17 protein-coding genes are annotated in these 19,443 nt (G+C 46.9%); 15 read left to right on the top strand and 2 right to left on the bottom strand.

Features of this window, described 5'->3' with window-relative positions; translation table 11 throughout:
• Positions 1-15 precede the first annotated feature (15 nt).
• The 15 genes from GT003_RS13350 to GT003_RS13280 all read left to right on the top strand — a co-directional run bounded on the left by GT003_RS13350 (position 16) and on the right by GT003_RS13280 (position 18,123).
• Positions 16-903, top strand: a complete 888-nt coding sequence (locus tag GT003_RS13350; RefSeq protein ID WP_161698455.1) for a carbohydrate ABC transporter permease — start codon at positions 16-18, stop codon at positions 901-903.
• 69 nt (positions 904-972) lie between these two features.
• On the top strand, positions 973-2,718 hold the full coding sequence (locus GT003_RS13345) for a type 2 periplasmic-binding domain-containing protein (protein ID WP_239565782.1): 1,746 nt from the start codon (positions 973-975) through the stop codon (positions 2,716-2,718).
• 351 nt (positions 2,719-3,069) lie between these two features.
• Positions 3,070-4,917, top strand: coding sequence for a cache domain-containing sensor histidine kinase (locus GT003_RS13340; RefSeq protein WP_161698453.1), 1,848 nt, complete (start codon positions 3,070-3,072; stop codon positions 4,915-4,917).
• 1 nt (position 4,918) lies between these two features.
• Positions 4,919-6,538 (top strand): response regulator transcription factor, encoded by a 1,620-nt coding sequence (locus tag GT003_RS13335; protein ID WP_161698451.1) that lies wholly within the window; start codon positions 4,919-4,921, stop codon positions 6,536-6,538.
• A gap of 198 nt (positions 6,539-6,736) precedes the next feature.
• Positions 6,737-7,426 (top strand): hypothetical protein, encoded by a 690-nt coding sequence (locus tag GT003_RS13330; protein ID WP_161698449.1) that lies wholly within the window; start codon positions 6,737-6,739, stop codon positions 7,424-7,426.
• Between the two features lie 18 nt (positions 7,427-7,444).
• Positions 7,445-8,119, top strand: a complete 675-nt coding sequence (locus tag GT003_RS13325) for a hypothetical protein (RefSeq protein WP_161698447.1) — start codon at positions 7,445-7,447, stop codon at positions 8,117-8,119.
• A 197-nt stretch (positions 8,120-8,316) separates the two neighbouring features.
• Positions 8,317-9,042: an SAF domain-containing protein gene (locus GT003_RS13320; protein WP_161698445.1), complete on the top strand. Its 726-nt coding sequence runs from the start codon at positions 8,317-8,319 to the stop codon at positions 9,040-9,042.
• A complete protein-coding gene (locus GT003_RS13315; protein WP_161698443.1) occupies positions 9,039-9,902 on the top strand; it encodes a CpaE/TadZ family protein in 864 nt (287 codons plus the stop codon). Before GT003_RS13320 ends, GT003_RS13315 begins: the two co-directional genes overlap by 4 nt.
• Entirely contained in the window at positions 9,899-10,363 is a 465-nt protein-coding gene (locus GT003_RS32255) for a hypothetical protein (RefSeq protein WP_204798895.1), read from the top strand. Before GT003_RS13315 ends, GT003_RS32255 begins: the two co-directional genes overlap by 4 nt.
• Positions 10,364-10,601: 238 nt before the next feature.
• Positions 10,602-11,765, top strand: a complete 1,164-nt coding sequence (locus tag GT003_RS13305) for a coiled-coil domain-containing protein (RefSeq protein WP_161698441.1) — start codon at positions 10,602-10,604, stop codon at positions 11,763-11,765.
• Between the two features lie 25 nt (positions 11,766-11,790).
• Positions 11,791-13,746, top strand: coding sequence for an McrB family protein (locus GT003_RS13300; protein WP_161698439.1), 1,956 nt, complete (start codon positions 11,791-11,793; stop codon positions 13,744-13,746).
• Positions 13,730-15,556, top strand: a complete 1,827-nt coding sequence (locus GT003_RS13295; protein WP_161698437.1) for a DUF2357 domain-containing protein — start codon at positions 13,730-13,732, stop codon at positions 15,554-15,556. The genes GT003_RS13300 and GT003_RS13295 overlap by 17 nt, the downstream gene beginning before the upstream one ends.
• 535 nt (positions 15,557-16,091) lie before the next feature.
• Entirely contained in the window at positions 16,092-16,295 is a 204-nt protein-coding gene (locus GT003_RS13290) for a hypothetical protein (RefSeq protein WP_161698435.1), read from the top strand.
• Between the two features lie 72 nt (positions 16,296-16,367).
• The gene (locus GT003_RS13285; RefSeq protein ID WP_161698433.1) at positions 16,368-16,916 is read left to right on the top strand and encodes a hypothetical protein; all 549 of its coding nucleotides are present in this window, start codon (positions 16,368-16,370) and stop codon (positions 16,914-16,916) included.
• Between the two features lie 76 nt (positions 16,917-16,992).
• Complete coding sequence (locus GT003_RS13280; RefSeq protein ID WP_161698430.1) at positions 16,993-18,123, top strand: DUF3800 domain-containing protein; 1,131 nt, start codon at positions 16,993-16,995, stop codon at positions 18,121-18,123.
• 207 nt (positions 18,124-18,330) lie between these two features.
• Here the strand turns inward: GT003_RS13280 and GT003_RS13275 are convergent, their stop codons facing one another.
• Positions 18,331-18,930, bottom strand: coding sequence for a hypothetical protein (locus tag GT003_RS13275; protein WP_161698428.1), 600 nt, complete (start codon positions 18,928-18,930; stop codon positions 18,331-18,333).
• Between the two features lie 213 nt (positions 18,931-19,143).
• Positions 19,144-19,344 carry a hypothetical protein gene (locus GT003_RS13270; RefSeq protein ID WP_161698426.1) on the bottom strand — a complete coding sequence of 67 codons (201 nt, stop codon included), beginning with the start codon at positions 19,342-19,344 and terminating at the stop codon, positions 19,144-19,146.
• Positions 19,345-19,443: the final 99 nt, after the last annotated feature.

The following is a 19,443-nucleotide window of genomic DNA, read 5'->3' as shown; positions in this document are numbered from 1 at the left end:
GTGGTTTGACAAGCTATGTTCACACTCCGAAGGAAAACCGCCGGCGAGGCGACGTTCGATGCGTTCAACGTGCTCGGCATGCTGGTGATCTGCTTCATTACGATCTATCCGATCTGGTACGTGCTCGTGAACGCGTTCAACGACGGGCAGGACGCGATGCGGGGCGGCATCTACTGGTGGCCGCGCGTCATGAGCTTGGACAGCTTCGAGGCGGTATTCAACAATCCCGGCATCATGAAGGCCATGGGCATTACGGTCATGAAGACGGTGAGCGGCACCGCGCTGCACGTGTTCTTCACGGCCATGGTCGCTTACGCGTTCTCAAGGCGCGAGCTGATCGGCCGCAAGGTGTATATGCTCATCGGCACGGTTACGCTGTTCTTCGGCGGCGGTCTCATTCCCACCTATCTGCTCGTACGCGATCTTCATCTGCTGGACAATTTCCTGGTCTACATCATTCCGGCGATGTTCAACTTCTTCGATCTCATCATCTTCCTGGCCTTCTTCCGCGAGATTCCGGCAGGGCTGGAGGAAGCCGCGAAGATCGACGGCGCCAACGACTTCTCCATCTTCGTCCGCGTCGTCATTCCAGTCTCGATGCCCGTCATCGCGACGATCGCCCTGTTCCACGGCGTGTACCAATGGAACGATTATTTTACGGGCATGATCTACATCAACAACATGGATTTGCAGCCGATCCAGACGTTCCTGTACCGCGTCATCGCGCAGTCCAGCTCCAATCTGATGATGGCGAATATGCCGGGCGGCATTACGAAGAGCGTGAGCTCGCAGTCCATCAAGCTGGCGACCATGGTCGTCACCACTTTACCGATCGTGCTCGCGTATCCGTTCTTGCAGAAGTACTTCGTCAAAGGCATGATGATCGGTTCCATCAAAGGGTAGGTTGTTCGTCCCCGCTGGCGTCACTGCCGGAAGGGACTTATAATAAGCGAAGGCAAAGGGGTAGAACACATGAGACAAGGAACAGTGAAGCGCTGGTTGGCTTTGACGACGGTAACGGCTCTCGTAGCCACGCTGGCAGCATGCGGCGGCAATAACAATGGCGGCAATACCGGCAATGCCGGCAATGGCGGCGCGACGAACAATGCGGACGCCGCGGGCAACGGCAAAGCGGCCAACGATGCCAACGGCAACAAAGCCGGCAACGAAGCGACGGGCAATGCCAAGACCGTTAACGCGGATGAGCCGGGCTGGAAAGGCGACACGTCGCCGATTACGTTCGATTGGTATCTTAATTTCTCCTGGTTCCCGAACAAATGGGGCGTAGACGCCACTTCCCAGTACATTACGAAGAAGACGGGCGTGAACATCAACTTCATCGTTCCGGCAGGCAACGAGAACGAGAAGCTGAACACGATGATCGCCTCCGGTTCGCTGCCCGATTTCATTACGCTCGGCTGGTCCGAGGATAACGTGAAGAAGATGATCGAGGGCGGCATGGTGGAACCGCTGAACAAGCTGGCCGATCAATACGATCCGTACTTCTACAAAGTGGCGGATCCGGCCAAAACGTCGTGGTACACGCAGACGGACGGCAATTTCTACGGCTATCCGAACGCTTCGTCCTCGCCGAAGGATTTCCAGAAATTCTCGGGCGACTATACGTCGAACCAAACGTTCGTCGTTCGCAAGGATATGTACGAAGCGCTCGGCAAGCCGGATATGCGCACCAAGGAAGGCTTCCTGAATGCGCTTAAGCTGGCGAAGGAGAAATTCCCGGAAGTGAACGGTCAGCCGCTTATTCCGCTCGGCCTGCACGAGTTCTCGGAAACGGGCAACTATTCGCTCGAAGGCTATCTGCAGAACTTCCTGGCCGTTCCGTACGAGAAAGACGGCAAGCTGTATGACCGCCGGACGGATCCGGAATACGTAAGCTGGCTTAAGACATTCCGCAAAGCGAATGAAATGGGACTGCTGTCGAAGGACATCTTCATCGACAAGCGTCCGCAGATGGAAGAGAAGATCGCGCAGGGCCGCTACTTCGCCATGCTGTACCAACGCAGCGATTTCGCGACGCAGGAGAACGCGTTGTTCGCCAAAGACCCGAACTCGGTCTATATCGCCATCGACGGACCGGGCAACGAAGCGCTTGACGCGCCGACCTTGTCGGGCCCCGGCATCTCGGGCTGGACGGTAACGCTGATCTCCAAGAACGTGAAGGATAAAGCTAGAGCGATTCAATTCCTCAGCTACCTGGTCAGCGAGGAAGGCAATAAAGATCTGTACATGGGTATTCCAGGCGAGACGTACGATACGGTTGACGGCAAGGAAGTCTTCAAGCCCGAAGTGCTTGACCTGATGAACAAGGACCGTTCCGCCTTCGATAAGAAATACGGCGCGTCGTTCACGTTCTGGATGCTCATGGATACCAACATGAACCTGAAATGGGCGCCGCCGAGCGTCGAGCCTGCGAAGCAAATGGAGGATTGGACGAAAGGCAAGACAAAGAGCTTCTCGCAATTCGATCAGATCGATCCGACCGGCAACTCCGAGGAAGGCATCGCCAACCAGAAGATCGCACAGGCATGGGGCAAGGCGCTTCCGAAGCTGCTGCTCAGCAAATCGGACGAAGATTTCGACAAGCAGTTCAACGATTTCCTCGACAAGCGCAAGAGCGCCGGCCTCGACAAGGTGCAGGCGTACCAACAGAAGAAATACGAAGAGAACGTGGCGAAGCTGGCAGAGTTCCTGAAATAAGCAGCGCGCGTTCAAGCATACGAACAGCCGGCGGTCTGACGCCTTCGGCCAAGCAGCACAGCGGGATTGCCGCCTGCAGCTTGGCTTCGAGGGACAGCCGCCGGCTGTTCATGCCCGTTCTGCGGCTATTTTAAAGGCTATAGCATGGATGCCGCTTCCTTTTATATCCAAGTATGGCGATCACCGTTCCACGGCGATTTGTATTATAATAAACCCTTACGGCGAAGAGGGCCTATCGGCGGCTGGCCGATGCTTCTAGCGTACATTTCATCTTACGGACGGTGATTGCATTTGGCCGGCAGGCTTCGCATACGGGCACGCGAATTCCTCTTCAGACTTGAGCGGCTGTCTTTGCAGAAGCGGCTTATCATTGCGTATATTCTTATTTTGCTGCTGCCGAGTCTATTGATCTCGTTCTATATCTTCAATGAACTGAACGACAATTATATGAAAGACATCGTCAAGAAAAGCGAGAACCAGCTGGAGATCGAACGGATCAACCTGAACAACAACATCGAGACGATGGAGCGGGCGGCGCAGTTGGCCCAGTCCGACAAAGAAGTGCTGTATTATCTGGAGCGCACAAGCGAGCCGAACGCGTCGGAGCTGATCGAATTCGATACGACCGCCGTCACGAACATTTTGCGCCTGCAGTTCAACAATCCGAACATCGAGCATATTCGTCTCTTTTCCAACAACAAGCGGATTAACGAGATCTGGCCGGTTATCCTGCTCGAGAAGCGCATACAATCGGAGCCGTGGTACAAGAAGGTCAATGCGCTCGACGGGGGCGAATGGTGGTATTTCGACCGGAAGGACCGCGAGCCGATTCGTCCGATCGTCTCCGACGCCAAGGAAGACAGGCCGAAGCTTTCGCTGCTTCGCGAGATCGAACATCCGGCGGGCAAGCATGTCGGCATCATGCAGGTGGATATGCTGCTGACGAACGTGTTCCCGAACGTGTTCCGGGGCTCGAGCGACGAAGGGCAGTCGCAAATGTTCATCTTCGACAGCCAAGGGAAGATGTTCAACGATCCCGGCATTACGCTGATGAAGGACGCGGGACTGACGGAGGCGGACATTCGCGCCGAGCTGAACAGCCATTTGGCCGGCGCGCAGGGCCATTACTTGTTTACGCGGAACAAGACCCCGTTTCTGAGCAATTACATTTACGTCGAGAAGATCGACGCTTACGTGCTGAACGTCGTTTCGCTCAAGCATGTATTCGCCGATATCGACCGGACGCGCAACAAGATTATTATCGCGATCGTGATCCTGCTGGTCATCCTGTCCATCTCCACGTATTTTCTGAACGCGCTTATTCTGAAGAAGCTTCATATGCTGGCCCATTTCATGAAGAAAGTCCGTCAAGGCGACTTCAACTTCGACTTCACGATTCGAGGCGGGGGAGAGGTCGGCGAGCTGGCCCACCATTTCCGGAAAATGCTGAAGAAAATCAACGAGTTGATCGCGGACGCGGTCACGAAGCAGGCGGCATCCAAAGAGACGGAGCTGCGATCGCTCAAGAACCAGATCGACTCCCACTTCCTGTACAATACGCTCGAGAATATCAAAATGCTGGCCGAAATCGAGAATCAGCCCGTTATTTCGGATGCGCTTACATCGCTTGGCGGCATGATGCGCTACAACCTCAGATGGATGAGCGAATACGTGCGCCTGAAGGATGAACTCGGCCATATCACGAACTATATTGCCGTTATGAATCTCCGGTTCGAGCATATGGTCCGTCTGCAGATCGACGTGCCGCCGGAGTATTTGAACCAGGAGCTGCTGAAGATGTCGCTGCAGCCGATCGTGGAGAACTCCGTGAAGCACGGCATGAAGATGAAGCCTTCCGAGGCGCGGAGCATGGTGATCTCGATATCCGCGACGCTGGTGGATCAGGCGATCGTGATCGTCATTGCCGACAACGGCGTCGGCATGTCGGGCGGGATGACGGAGGAGCTGAACCGGAAAATCGCAGGCGCGGAATCCGGCATCTCGGCTGTCGGCGAGCGGGAGGCGGCGCCGTTCGAGAAGCAGGCCGAGGGCAGCGGAATCGGGCTGCGCAACGTTCATCAACGGATTCAGTTGTTTTACGGCAAGGAATACGGCTTGTTCGTCGAGAGCGGCGAGGGGGAATATACGCGCGTGCGTATGCGCATTCCCTACTTTATCGTAAGTGGAGGGCTGGTCTGACATGCGTACGTTACTCATTGTCGACGATGAGAAGAATATTCGGCTTGGTCTGAAAGCGATTATCGAGCGGGGTTGTCCGGAGCGATACGAGCTGCTGTTTGCTTCCGACGGCGAGGCAGCGCTTGGCATCATCCGGGAGCGGAAGGTGGACATCGTCATTACCGACATTCGGATGCCGGGCATGGACGGGCTGACGATGATCGGCGAGATCGGTACGTGCGAGTCGAGGCCGATCGTGATGATTCTAAGCGGCTACGACGACTTTCAATATGCGAAAGCGGCGATGCAGCACGAGGTCAAAGAGTACCTGCTCAAACCTATCGTGCGCGACGAGCTGTTCGATGCCCTGCAGCGGGCAGAGCGGGATCTCGAGCGCAAGAACGAGCTGTCCGAACGGCTCGGCGCGGTGCAGCAGGTTCGCGAGGAGCTCCTGGCGAGCCAGTTGAACTATATCTTTCTTCATCCGGCCATCGAGGAACGGGAAATCGCGGAACGCTGCGAGAAGGCGGGCTGGGGAAATGTGTTTGCTCCGTCTTACAGGGGCGGCGATGATTCTGCCGGCGGGAATGCGGGCGGGGGCGGCGCCTCCGCATCGGCGGGGGAGTTCTACATAGGGCTGCTGCAGGCGCATGGCGAATTGACGAGCGGCAAAGCGGAGACGCTGATCGCCCGATTGGCTTCGGAGCCTTGCGGATACCGGTTCTGGTTGAAGGATAAGGATGACCGGCTCGTTATCCTGTGCGATCGCGTGGAGCCGCTGCAGCGCCTGCTTACCTTCATGAAAGAGAATCACGTATGGGGACGAATCGGCTTAAGCGAACGGGCGGCATCGGCCGGTCAAGTCAAGCAAGCGTACGCGCAAGCCCGGGAAGCGTTGAAATACGGATTTCTGCAAGCAAGCGCCGAGCCGGCGCTGCTCGTCTACGACGGCAAGAAGGAACGGCTGGCCGATCAGCCTGTACCGCTGGAGGACATTCGCAAGCTGGCGAACATGCTGGGCACGGATCGGGACAAGGAGATGAAGCAGATCTTGTCCGAACTGCTGGATTCGAAGAGGCTGGCCGCCTACGATACCGCGTACATGGAAGAGATCAGCAAGCAGCTGAACGAGCTCGTCTTCGACGGCGTGTTCCATCAGTATGGCGAAGAGTCGGTCGAAATTTTGCGGATTTACAAGAAGGTCGGCTGCCTGTACTGTTTCGAGTCGATTCAGGACTATTATCATGCCGCGGAAGATTTGCTGCTTCGATTGAGCGACTATGTGAGAAGCCTGCGGTCGGTCCATGCCGAGCATAAAGAGATGAAGAAAGCGGTCTGTTACATTCACGAAAACTATCATCGCGACCTCAATATGGCGATCGTATCGAACCATGTATCGCTCAACTACTCGTATTTCAGCCAAACGTTCAAGGAATTCACGGGCGAGAGCTTCGTCGTCTATCTGAAGCGCGTCCGAATCCAGAAGGCTAAGGCGCTGCTGGTGGAAAGCGATACCCGAATCTACGAGATCGGCGAGCTGGTCGGCTTCGAGAACACCAAACAATTCAATCGCGTTTTCCGCGAGCTGGAGGGAATCTCCGCCATGGAGTATCGGGAAAAGTTTACGGCGGTTGGGCGGTAGCCGGCTTCAGCTCGTGCGAGGAGAAAACAAGTGTCATTGCAGCCCGGTACCGGAAGCGGTACCGGGTTTGTTTGTTGGATGCCGGCCGCGTGCCTCCATCCGTCTTGCGACGGAGCCGAAGTTCCATCTCACGCCGCTGTCCGCGCTTGCGATTAAGGCGCATAATGAAGACACAGAACAAACGTGGAGGAATGACGGATGCGAGTTACGAATCGGCCAGATCTGGAGATTGCGGGAATCGGCAATGCTGCCGGCGGGGAGTATTACAAGGTCAAAATGGAAGGCGTCTGCAAAATAGACGGCCCGATCGATTGCTTCGAGTTCGAAGCGAGCGGCATGACGACGGTAGGCAGCCTCCGGGCGGAACAACGGTTGAAGGTGAACGGCAAGTTGACCAGCCATGGCGCGCTTCAGGCGGGAAATGCGGAGCTGGAAGGACAAATCACGGTTAATGGCCCCCTGCGGGCGGATCACATGAGCATGAACGGATTCGTGAGGGTCAAGGGCCACTGCGAGTTGAAGCAGAGCAAGGCGAGAGGCGCGCTGATCGTCGACGGCTGGCTCACGGGCGAACAGATCGAAATGAAGCTGGAAGGCCCGCTTCAGGCCGAGGGCATCAAGGCGCAGCGCCTCGTCGTTCAGCATTCCGGCAAGGGCAATCTCAGAAAACTGATCGAATCGCTGCTGCCGCATAATTGGCAGGCGCAGGCGCAAGCCCGCACCATCGAAGCCGACATCGTCGAGCTCGAAGAGACGGTTGCTCAAGTCGTGCGCGGACGAACGGTCATTATCGGCCGCGGCTGCGACATCGACAGGGTGGAATACGTGTCGGAATTGATCGTGCATCCGCAGGCGCAGGTGCGCTCGCGGCAGCAAATCGAAGGATAACGCGGGGAGGAAACGAGCATGCATGCGACGGTGAAACGGAACATCAGCATTACCGGGAACGGTTCCTCGAACGGCGGCAGCTTCCATAACGTTCGCGTCGTGGGAGAGGCGCATATCTTCGGCCCGCTCGAGAGCGACTCTTTCCGCAGCATGGGCAACTTCGACGTATCGGGTTCGCTCAAGGCGGTCCATTACCGTCAAGTCGGGGAAGCCGCCGTCCGCGGAGATTTAATGGGCAGCGAAATCAGCATCTTGGGGCAGCTCCATATAACGGGCAGCATCCGGGGGCGCAGCGTCAAGCTTCGGGGACAGCTCGACGTTCAAGGCGGCGAATGCGAGGCGCTGCGCTTCGATGCCAGAGGCGGCTTTCATATTCACGGTCTGCTTCATGCGGGCGAAGTCGATATTCGCACGTGGGGACCTTGCAGGGCGAAGGAAATTTCCGGCGGCCGCATCGTCGTCCGCCAGAGCAAATGGGGCGGGCTGAAGCAGCTGTTTTCCGGGCAAGGGGCGATGTCGCTGTCGGCCGAGCTAATCGAGGGCGATTATGTCTACTTGGAGAACACGACGGCGGATATCGTGCGCGGCGCCAACGTGACCATCGGACCGGGCTGCAGAATCGGTCTTGTCGAATATACGAAGCAGCTGAGAAGAATCGGGAATGCGCATATTTATGAAGAAGCAAGGCGCTAATCGGGAAGAAGCAAGGCGATAATTGGGGGTTATTGTAATTTTGTGTAGACAGCCCCATTATTGTTTGCTATCATGAGGTCAACATTATACGAGCAGATCATTAGCAACCGCTATGCGAAGAACGCAAGCTTGGGCACATGCCCGGCTTGCGTTCTTTTTTTATACCCTGTTAATGAGCGCTGCGGAAGGATGGGATCATGAATCGAAGACGAAATGCGCTGCTGTCCGTAACGGCCGCGCTGCTGTCGGGCATGCTTGTATACGGTGTCTACGTGCTGCAGCTGCGACAAGTGAAATTTCAAGAGACGGTGGAGGTCGTCGTTCCGGTCCGGTTCGTCGCCGCGGGAGAACGGCTGACCCCCGACCTTCTGGGGCTGAAGCAGATCGCCAAGGCCTCGTATTCGGACGATATGCTGCTTGGCAAGGACGGGCTGGGAGGCATGGAGGTCGTCGTCCCGCTTGGCGCGGACGAACCGCTGCTGCGGTGGAAGGTCGATAAGTTCCGGCTGCTGCCGAACAAGAGCCAGTCGACCTTCGGCATCCCGCGCGATTACGTGCTTTCCGTGTCGAACGGCATTCGGGCGGGCGATAAGGTGATCGTCTATGCTTCTGGGGATACGACGGTCTCGGAGCGCTTATTCGCGGAAGCGGTCACGGTCGCTTCCGTGAAGACCGCGGGCAATATGGAAATCGACGACGCCGATAATTCCAGCCTGATGTCGATGGCGAGCGGCGACAAGGAGGCCATGTACGCTTCCAGACGCGATGCGATCGGCATGATCGACTACATCAACCTTAACTTGACGGAAGCGCAGTGGCTGCAGCTGGATTCCCTATGCAGGAACGGCAAAAGCAAAATCGTGATTGCCTACTCCGCGGAATCGCTTGACGTAGGCGAGCCGGCGGAGGGGGAAGCGCCATGATCCGAATCGGCGCGGGAGCCGGTAACGCGGCGCCGCTGATCGCGTTCGTGGGAACGACGCCGAACATCGGCACGTCATCGGCGGCATTCGCCGCGGCATGCCGGATTGCGGAAGAAAGCGGCGGAACCATCGGTTTTCTCTGCCTCAACCTGAAGAGCGCGAAGATGCATCGTTATCTCGGCGTCGACGATCCTGCCGGGACGCTGGATGAGTTAAGGCCGGAGCTGGCGACCCGTACGCTCCATCCCGAGAAGCTGCTTCGCGCCATGCACCGCTGCAGCAGGCTGACCGGCGTGCATGTCTTGTTCGGCAATTTGCTGCGCGACCAAGCGGAATATTATGCGATGGAAGAAATGGAGCATCTGCTTGACGCTGCGGCGCAAGCTTTCGATGTCGTCATCGCCGATGTCGGTGCCTACTGGGACAATGCAGCTACGTTGTGCGCGCTGCGCCGGGCGGCAACGCGAATTCTCGTCACGACGGGCGCCTTGTCCCATTTTCAGGAAGACGGTCAGCGGTGGGCGAAGCAATTGGCGCCGCTCTACGGTATCCCGGCGGCGTCTTTTCAAGGTCTGGTCATTCATTCGCCATGGGGAAAGGGAGGATTTCATGTGAAGGACATTTGCAAAGAGCTTGGCGTGCCGCTGCTGGGCGAACACGCGCTGAGCGAGCAGATGCTCGCTTCGCTCGACAGCGGTACGCTGGAAGAATGGCTAGCCGACAACGAACGGGGCAGAAGAGCGATGCTGGAGCCTGCGAAGACCATCGCGGCGGCGCATGGACTCCGAAGGCAGCGGAAACTGGCGATGCAGCCGTGGTACAAGAAGCTGCTGGTTCATCGCGGCGAGGTGAGCTCATGACGAGGCAGCGGGAACGTTTCTCGCCTGCGGCTTATTCATCCAAGCTGCAGGAGGAGGGAAACGAGGATGCGGGCGCTGTCGTTGCGGGCGCTGACCCGCTGCAGGATTTTCGCCGGCTGGCCGAGGATATGCGCTCGTATTTGGCGCAGCCTCGAGGCGAGACGGAAGAGGAACGGCGGGAATACAACGAGTGCCTGAATCGCGCGGTGCTGGGGTATGCCGATGACCGCGAGCGGATTCTCGCCGTCATTGCGGACCGGCTGCTGCGCCAGCGGGTTCATGAACTGCCTGGCGGCCGCCGCCACCCGTATGCGACGCTGGCGGAGGCGTTGTTTGCGGAGGTAACAGCAATTATAGAATGCATATCAAAAGGAATTGATTTCCCATCTACATTAATCGGTCCAAGCCAGGCGTCAATTGGTTATGTAATCTATATTTCCTTTTTGTTGGCCCGTGAATAGGAGAGAGTTACAGTACTTCATGAATAATGAATGAAATTTGTGAAGGCAGGCATTGCTTTTGTTAGGATAATTTACCCAATACAAAGCATTGAAAGTGTTATAATAGTAATTGTGTCATCGAGAAAGCGCTCTATAAATTGGTTTTTTTGGACCTTGAATTCATATTTTTGTGGTTGACTAAACACTTAGATTCGTAATAAGTCTAATACGGAAAGTACATTGAAAAGGGAGAAGTTAAATGTCGGAGAGAGATGCTTGGAAATGGATATTTGGAGAAATGCCTGACAAAACGATAGTTCATCTAGTAAATGAAATAAATAAACATTTAACTTCTCGATCTCGAATTGTTATTAAAGGAATAAGTGACCTAAATAATCTTAAGTTTGAGCAATTAAGGCTATTTAGGAGTCGCATTGAAGCAGAATTAATTAAACCAAAAAATATACAGCGCTCAAGAGAATTTTATCGAATCTATTATAAAGTGCCTAAAATCAAAGACATTATTGAGGAAGTTAGTAACCAAAGTATAGAACGAATAGTAGAGGATTTCCAAAATAGTGAGAGTATATTGAAATTGGAAGATGTGGTTATTTTCCTGTTATCACAAACGGATAATGATACGATAAATAAAGGTATAGAACTTTATAACAAAATAAAAGAACAATGCTTAAGTGAAGTGGATATAGAAGATGATACACAAAAAAGTACTTTGGTAGAAATAGAGAGCTCTATAGAAAAAAATGATGAATATGTTACCTTGCAACATGAAATTGTTAAATATAAAAGTCAAATAGAACAACTAGAGATTAAAATCTTATCTTTAGAAAAAGAAAGAATACAATTAATAGAGGATAAGAATGAAGTTATAAAGTCAAACAGAGAGCTAAAGAAACAAATCACTAGTGGGCAAAGTGAAATAAATAATGCTCTAAAACGCACGAAGATCCTCGAACGGGAGATTGAAACTCGTAACGCCTTAATTGCCAAAAAAGATAAACAGCACCAAGAATTAAAGGTGGATTATGAGAGAATTCAGAACTCTGAGGTAGATCTAAATAAGCAGATACAATCATTAAATACCCAAATAGGTGAACTACAGAATCAGCAACCAATTCTAGAGGTTAGTGAGCAGGATAAAGGGACTAGAGAAATAACAATAATTGATCGGAACTTGCCGGACGGATTAGAACGTCGAAAAGATATCAAGTTCAATTTAATAAAGCCGAGTGAACTAGAACAAATGATTCAAGGTAATGCATTAGAAAGTGTAGACGAAATATGGTACATAAAGTTTCGATTACCGGTTCCTAAGCAACAATTACTTAATGAGATATTTGGATCAAAGGTAAATGGTTTTAGTACGTATAATGAACTAAAAGATTATTGTAATATTCACTACTAGTTACTAGTATTAGGGGGAGATTCAATTGTTGCAACGTAAAAAATGGGATGTTGATTTTCTTGGTGTGCATCCATCAAATGAGGAAATTTTCGAGCTTATTGGAAGACATAAATCTGCCTTTGTTAATAAACAGAATACATTACAATTTTACATAAAGCTTATTAATGAACCACCGGATAGCTTCCCGCGTAATCAGATTCTTTTTACGTGCTATCCCTCAGACATTGAAAAATATGGTTTTCAAGAGGATTATAGTCAAAATGAATACACTCGTGTGAATGAATTATCGGAATTCTTGGTAGATAGTCTTGTGTTATTTAAGCCAACTAAAAAAGTTCTAACTAATCGCGAGGAACATTTTTATGCAACGAACATCAGGTTAATACCTAAGTTAGAAAGTTATAAACCGACTCAGACATTCAAATCGATTCCAATATTCTCTACTAATCAACAAGATATGACACGAGAGGAGTTTGTTGAATCTCTGATCCAAGGGAAGTATGTGGGCACTGCTGAAGGAATCTCAATTGAGCCTTATGATACCCCCACTATTGTTCTTTGGAGAGAAGGGAATGTTTTTACGGCCTTTGGCCTGTTCGATAAGCACGAATATGCTCATGGTGGATTTTCATTCGTGGCAAATGATGGCGTCAAAGAGATTTCTTTTAATCCATGGATTAATAAAACTTATCGTGAAGGTAATGATGACGATGCATTATTGTTTTTGGATCAGGATTCGTATAATGAAATTGAAGGCAAGCTGAAAAGTGTTGATCCAGATGTGCATATTTTAAGGGAAGCATTCCAACCTTCTTCATATAACGATGAAGTCAGTAAGAACGAAAACGAAGATTCAAATGAAACTTCACAACTCGATGAGGATGGATATGTTAAAGAAGAGGAGTTTATGGATCATTTCATAAATGTTACTCGTGATAATGGGCTTCAATATAAAGAGGCAGATCTTTATAATTTTCACACTGCAATGAAATCAAATGCACTAACTATTCTTGCTGGAATGAGCGGTACAGGTAAATCAAAGTTAGTCCAGGCGTACGGAAAAGCCCTAGGGCTGGATGCCAATCAACTGCTTTTCATTCCGGTACGTCCTTCATGGACCGATGACTCTGATCTACTTGGATATGTAGATACTAAAAATATGCTTTATAGGCCAAGTGATACATCTATAGTGGATACCTTATTCATTGCTCAGCAGGATCGAACTAAAATGTTTATTGTTTGCTTTGACGAGATGAACCTTTCTCGTGTTGAACATTACTTCTCTCAATTTCTATCGGTCCTCGAGATGGATTCCAATAGAAGAACACTTAGACTATATAGCGACCGGATTGCTCAACAAATCTATAATTCAGGTCAGTATGGGCCAGAAGTCAACATTGGACCTAATGTTGTTTTTGTTGGTACTGTTAATTTAGATGAATCGACCTATCATTTCTCAGATAAAGTGTTAGATAGAGCAAATGTGATATCGCTAGAGGTTAGTGAATATAGTAAGTTGAAAAACAAAAATTCCAGAGAAGCAAAAGAAAAAACACGTAGACCATATACTTACGAGCAATATTCTAAGTTTAAAAAACAAGAAAGCACCCTTTCTTTAAGCGATGATGAATTAGAACTATTATGGGCAATTCATGAGACAATGCAGAAAGAAAGTAGAAATCTTGGAATTGGTCCCAGAGTTATAAAACAAATTGATCAATACCTTAAGAATTTACCTAATAATTCTTATCTAGGTCGTGAGGAAGCGTTTGATATTCAAGTCGTTCAACGAATTCTGACAAAATTACGTGGGCCAGAGGGGTTATTGAAGGGCTTAGTCGGAAAAATCAATGAGGATAAAGTTGATGGAAAAATCTACGAGGTTATAGAAAAGTACAGTCGTGTATCGAAATTCACTAAAACGATAGATGTTTTGTATCAAAAGGCGAAAGAGTTGAAGGTCAATGGCTTCACTTTATAGAAAGATGGTAGAAGCTGTTAAAGTTGAATCCATTGAGCTCTCTGTTATAAAGGATAATGATAAGAAAGAATCAGTGCATGACTTTTACACATCTGAAGCCGTAATTGAATATAATCCTTCATTTGAACTAGTAGAAAATAAATACGTTAGCATTCTATTTAATACTAGAGATAAAAATGCTCGACTCTATATGTATGGATTAGAATCACTGGAGGATGACAGACTTGAATATGATGAAAGTGGAGATGTCTATCTTAAACCGTCAAATACACCTCTCGCATTATACTTTAAGGATTATTATCCACTAATACCAGGAACATATCTGGCTACATTGGTAGCTGACGGTGAAAGATATTATATCCCTTTTATAGTACATGCAAAACAATTAACTAATAACGAATTGGAGCTAATGAAAAAGGAACTTGAAGCTACAGTTCGGGGACTAGCCATTGATTTTGTTAAAAAGGTATATAATGCTTCAGATAGTGCAACAAAGGCGATTCCTCCTCAACTGTTGAGACACTTTATGATAATAAAAAAGCATTATCCATCAGTAATGGCGGCATTGACAGACATTTTTAATAAAGCGAATTTTAAAACGAGAAAACAGTATCGTTGGACAAATGAGAATCGATCTAATAAAGTTGACCAAGTGACCATGCGTGCACTTCAAACTAAGTCTGGTTATGATGGCCATTTGCTAACTCCATATAGTGCGATTGATTATGATTTACCTGAGAATAGATGGGTCAAATTTATTGTTCGCAATGTATTATCTTTATTGGATCAATTTGATGAATCACTTAGATCTTATAAGGTAAAGTTGAGCCAAGAGATAGTTGACCTTAGGATATATGCTTCTTTTCAAGAAAGTACTCGAAGAGAGTTATCAGAGAAAGAGCGAGTAATAGTATTATTAGAAAACTACGCTCAGCTAGTGCACCGTATGAAAATAGGTTTTCAAATGATTAACCATGCTCCGTGGTTTGATGAAATTACCTATAAACCATTTACTCATATACCACACAATCTTTTATTGGATTCTCGTTATAGGGCATTGTACCAATTACATAGAGATATAAAAGAAGAAGAAGTAGAAATATCCTTAGATCCTTCTTTTACATATCAATGGAAGAGAACTGATAAGTTATATGAAATGTGGGGATACCTACACTTGTTAAAATTACTTTGTCAAATTGGTTTTGAACCTAAGTCGGGGTGGATGTATGACAATTTAAAGGGCGATGAACTATTTTTAATTCCTCACATGGCTAGTGGTGAACGAATAATCTTGACAAAAAATGACCTGAGTATTCAGTTTGTATACGATGGAGTCATACCATTAGCTGGTAGTGCTACAAATTTAGAGGGAACTCCGCTTTATATGGGTAAAAATAATAGACCTGATGGAAGACTTGATTTTTATCAGCAAAACGTATATGTCGGGAGCTTAATAGTGGACTTTAAGTATCGTCCTGTTAGCAATTTTTGGGTTAATTCAAAACACAACTCAATCACAAGACAAAAAGAGATGGAACAGTTAATCGCATATAAGCGGGATAGTAACTCTAGATTTCTATATGGTGAGGGGCAGAGGGCCAAGAATTTTAGAGAAACTTTTAGTCCAAGGCCAGTACGTGAGGTATGGGCAATTTATGCTGAACCTAGAATGGAATATAGAAATCAATCATTTATTCATGATGATTCAATTAGAATTATCCCAATGAACCCTGGTCAAAACTTTGACGAGATAATTGCAAATTTACAATTAATAATTAGTTTTATGGAGAATGTTAAGGAAAGTATTTAATTTAGTGTGTAAGAATGAAGTCCGCGTCAAAACGTGGGCTTTTCCGCTTACTCTATTGACCGAGTAATCAACTCAGCCTTTATTTACTTCTTTAGATAATAGAGCCTAGACACTTATATATAAACAACTAACAGGCGTTCCTGTAATAGGAGGGTTAACCCCTCAATGCAGGAATGTCTTTTTTGTTTAATAGTTGCTTCTGAACTGTGGGAAATACTGTATACTAGGTCTTGCGGACGATAAGGGAAAGAGTGGTATGTTTCCGCATGCACCTATGTTTTATCCAGTCTTGGTGAGCCGTTTATGTGTGAGCTTGAAGGTACCGACAAGATTTGGAGCTTGGGATATGAGAAAAAGATGAAGAGGATTTACTAACCAAGTTGTGAAACAGTTTATTCGATTATAAATTTCAGTAGGACGAGGCGTAAAGTGCCGTACACACTCGAACCACCAACCCACAAAGGTGGTTGGTCGCTTTCTGTGACCTTTAGATGAGATAAGGATAATCCTTGAGGGGTTAGATTGGGGGAACAAGATGGTTATTAAGGAACTTCGGACAGCAGCTCAGAAGCACCGATTGGTTGTTTTGACATTGGAAGACGATAGTAAGGCAAAAGGTATTGTAGAAGAAGTGACTGAAAATGGACGAGTAAAGATTCGGTATGAAGCCGATGTGGATTGGATTCCAATCAAAGATGTTGTTAAGGTCTCTGTGTTAATTCCGTTCGGTGGAGGGTAAATGTGACAAAACCAGAATGGCTTCAAAGATGTATGCGATGTTCGTAAGAGAAACTTTTTGGAGGGTCGCAATGTGGAATCAAGAATAGGAATCATTGAAAGGGCTTTAAATAACGTAGGTGGTGGATATCACCAAGTTATTACTACTTATTCTTCTAATGTTATTAGAGAAAGAGTGTTTTGTTATGAATTGTATCATCAGATAAGACTGATTATGGGGGACGGCCCTGAGTTGTCGTTGTGTGGAGAAATTGATAAGAGTGGGCATCGTGACTTCAGGAGAGCAGATCAGAAAAACCCGGATTTTATTTTACATAATGCTGGCTCGCATTCTAATAACGAATTAGTAATTGAAGTAAAAGGCGTACTAGATAAGAAGCAAACGAAAAAAGATTTCCAAACAATTAATACATTTATACGAGATTATAATTACAGAAACGGAATTTTCATTTTGTTTAATCATTCGTTACATGAATTTATTGAAAAATTTATGAAATGGTTTAGTGAAGATATTTCAAAGTTCAACTATACCTCAAATAACATTTATATAATGTGTAAGAAGGATGGATGTACCAAAACTGAAATAATTTTATTGAGGGACCTCATAACTAACTTCGCATAACACATCCCTTGGTCCGGCTGAAATTCATTAAGCTTAATCATATGCGAATTTAGCTGATGATAAGAAAGGAAAAAAAATGACACATGACTTTTACTGTGACGAATCAGGTAATAGTGGGGGAAACTATCTTGATGCTCAACAACCTTTCTATGTATTAGCAGGATGGCTGATTGAGAAAGAAAAGAGATTTAAAATTGATAATTTAATAAATAAATATATAAGAGCCCACTTCCCAGAAAAAAACGAGCTTAAGGGAAGTGAAATACTAAAAAGTGTAAATGGTCAAAAAATTATTAATAATTTATTCACAGAAGCAGGGCAATTAGGCTGTGTGCCGTTTTTTGTAATTGCAGAAAAAAAGTACTGTATTGCTGCAAAAATTGTAGAGGCATTTCTCGATTATGCACATAATGAAAATATTATGCCCGAATTATCTTGGATGAATGGTGTGAAGAAGTCTATTGCAGAAATCATCTATCATGATTGTCCTCAATCATTACTGAATTTTGCAAATGCGCATAATAATCCGTGTATTGAATCAATTAAAATCGCGCATGATTCACTCATCAGCGAATTGAACAATAATTCTCATTTTGAGTTAGCGAATGCAATTAGTGGTTCATCAAAATTTTTAGAAGACATTCTTTGGGAAGAAACGCACACCATGACAGCGATGCCTCATAAGGCAATGCATAGTTTAAATCTCCCTATATTCATTTCGTTTATTCAGATTTTAGAGAAGTTTTCACGGAAGGTAAATATCAATAAATTAAGATTCTATCATGATCAAACTAAGCAATTTGAAGAAGCATATCCTGAAGCATTTAATTGGTACAGGAATGGAGAAGCTACATTCGTTTTAGAGACTGGAACTGAAATAGTTTTTGGATTTACAAAGATCAAAATATTAAAAATGGTAGACTCCATTGAAACCCCTATGATTCAACTTGCTGATTTATTAGCAAGTTTTATTAATTTATTTGTTACAAGAGTTTATCTAGAGAAAAATATATCACCAGAGACATTAAAGTTTGGAAAAATAGTAGTTGGAGGATTATTGGGAAGTATAAATGAACATAAATTGATTTTTAATGATACAGTAATGTCAGAAGATTTCTTATCTAAAATTTTAAATTCCGTAGGTTTAAATGTGAGCACACCAAGACCACTTAAAGAAACTGGCATTAACAAATTCTTGAAATTGTGAGAGCATTTCTAGAAGTGCCTACAGTAGATAACAACATACTATCGGGCTATTCGGTCCTCGGTCGGGCTGAGGTATTTGAGATTCTAACGTGATACGTTAGTTGAATACGGGACGCTATTCAGTAAAAATCAAAATCAAGATTTAACAGATTTAAATAATAAAAGGGCAAAATTTGGGGTATTCCCTTCTAATTGCCCTTTTTGTTTGTTAGTCCACGTAAGATTGTGGGAACGCCTTATGATTAGCGAGATTTTGCAATTTGTAACTTGCCTCTCCAAGTTTATCATTCCTACGCAAGAAATGAACGGCAAATATATCGCCGGTAGCTTGCATAACTTGCCCATTAAATGGAGCATAGAATTGTTCCCAGTATTCGTCACGAGCGTTTTTTAACTCATCGAGAGTCTTCTCAAGATCGGCATATTGCTTGATTAGCTTCTCAGTTAATTCTCGTTCCTGCTTGCGATATGGTGCGAACGTGCTTGCAAGATCCTCGCGGTCAGCGTCCGTCAGTTCTAATTTAGAATCGCCATTGCTAAATGCCTGACGTTGGATGTTTATTAATCGCTCGACTTGTGCCTTTTTGGAGGTCAGCTCGTCTATCTCACGCAACATTTTATTGTCCATTGACTGCGTATACTCAACTTCCTTTGCTCGGATTTGCTCATGAATTTCACGAAGTCTAGAGATGAATTCAGATACTGCTGCCGTTGCATCGGACTTTTTATCGTTGAATAGTCGAATCTTGTTGATCGTTTTGGATTCGAGTTCAGCGAATGTCTTCTTCTTCATGTTCAAAATAGCCATTATTACACACTCCTATGTTTTGGGTTTGCTCCGTAATCGCACAGGAGCGTGGTTCATCTCTGTGAATAGTTTAATTAGAAATTCTTCGCTTTAGCCTCCCTAATCCAAGCTTCCAGTTCAACTACTGAACATGCTTGCTTTCTACGCTTTTCATGATGCTCGTAATAGCCGGTATTTCTACGAGCTACTTTCAATGCTTCGTCCATATCGTTCCTATTGTGAACATTTGTCATAATTCTTGTTTCCTTCATTGTTAACACCTCCTTTCCCCTCTATGTTCCTCATTTTTTCCAATTCAGCTTCGAGCTGCCTGAGTTGTCCCAATCCTATGACCGCATCGGTACGAATCTGTTTTGCTCGACGGTGAAGTTCCTTGATGCAATGTTCATCAATGTGGGCTTTTTCTTTGGTCATGTACATGCTCCTTTATTCGCGGATTCTTTTCTTTGTAGATTTTTTTGTCGATCTGTTATAAGAGTGCATGAATCGATCAAAGGCTGACATGTAAATACG

The organism is Paenibacillus sacheonensis, assembly GCF_009909195.1.
GTDB lineage: Bacteria > Bacillota > Bacilli > Paenibacillales > Paenibacillaceae > Paenibacillus_Z > Paenibacillus_Z sacheonensis.
The sequence above is the reverse complement of the archived record's forward strand: the minus strand, read 5'-3'. Positions and strand labels throughout refer to the sequence as shown.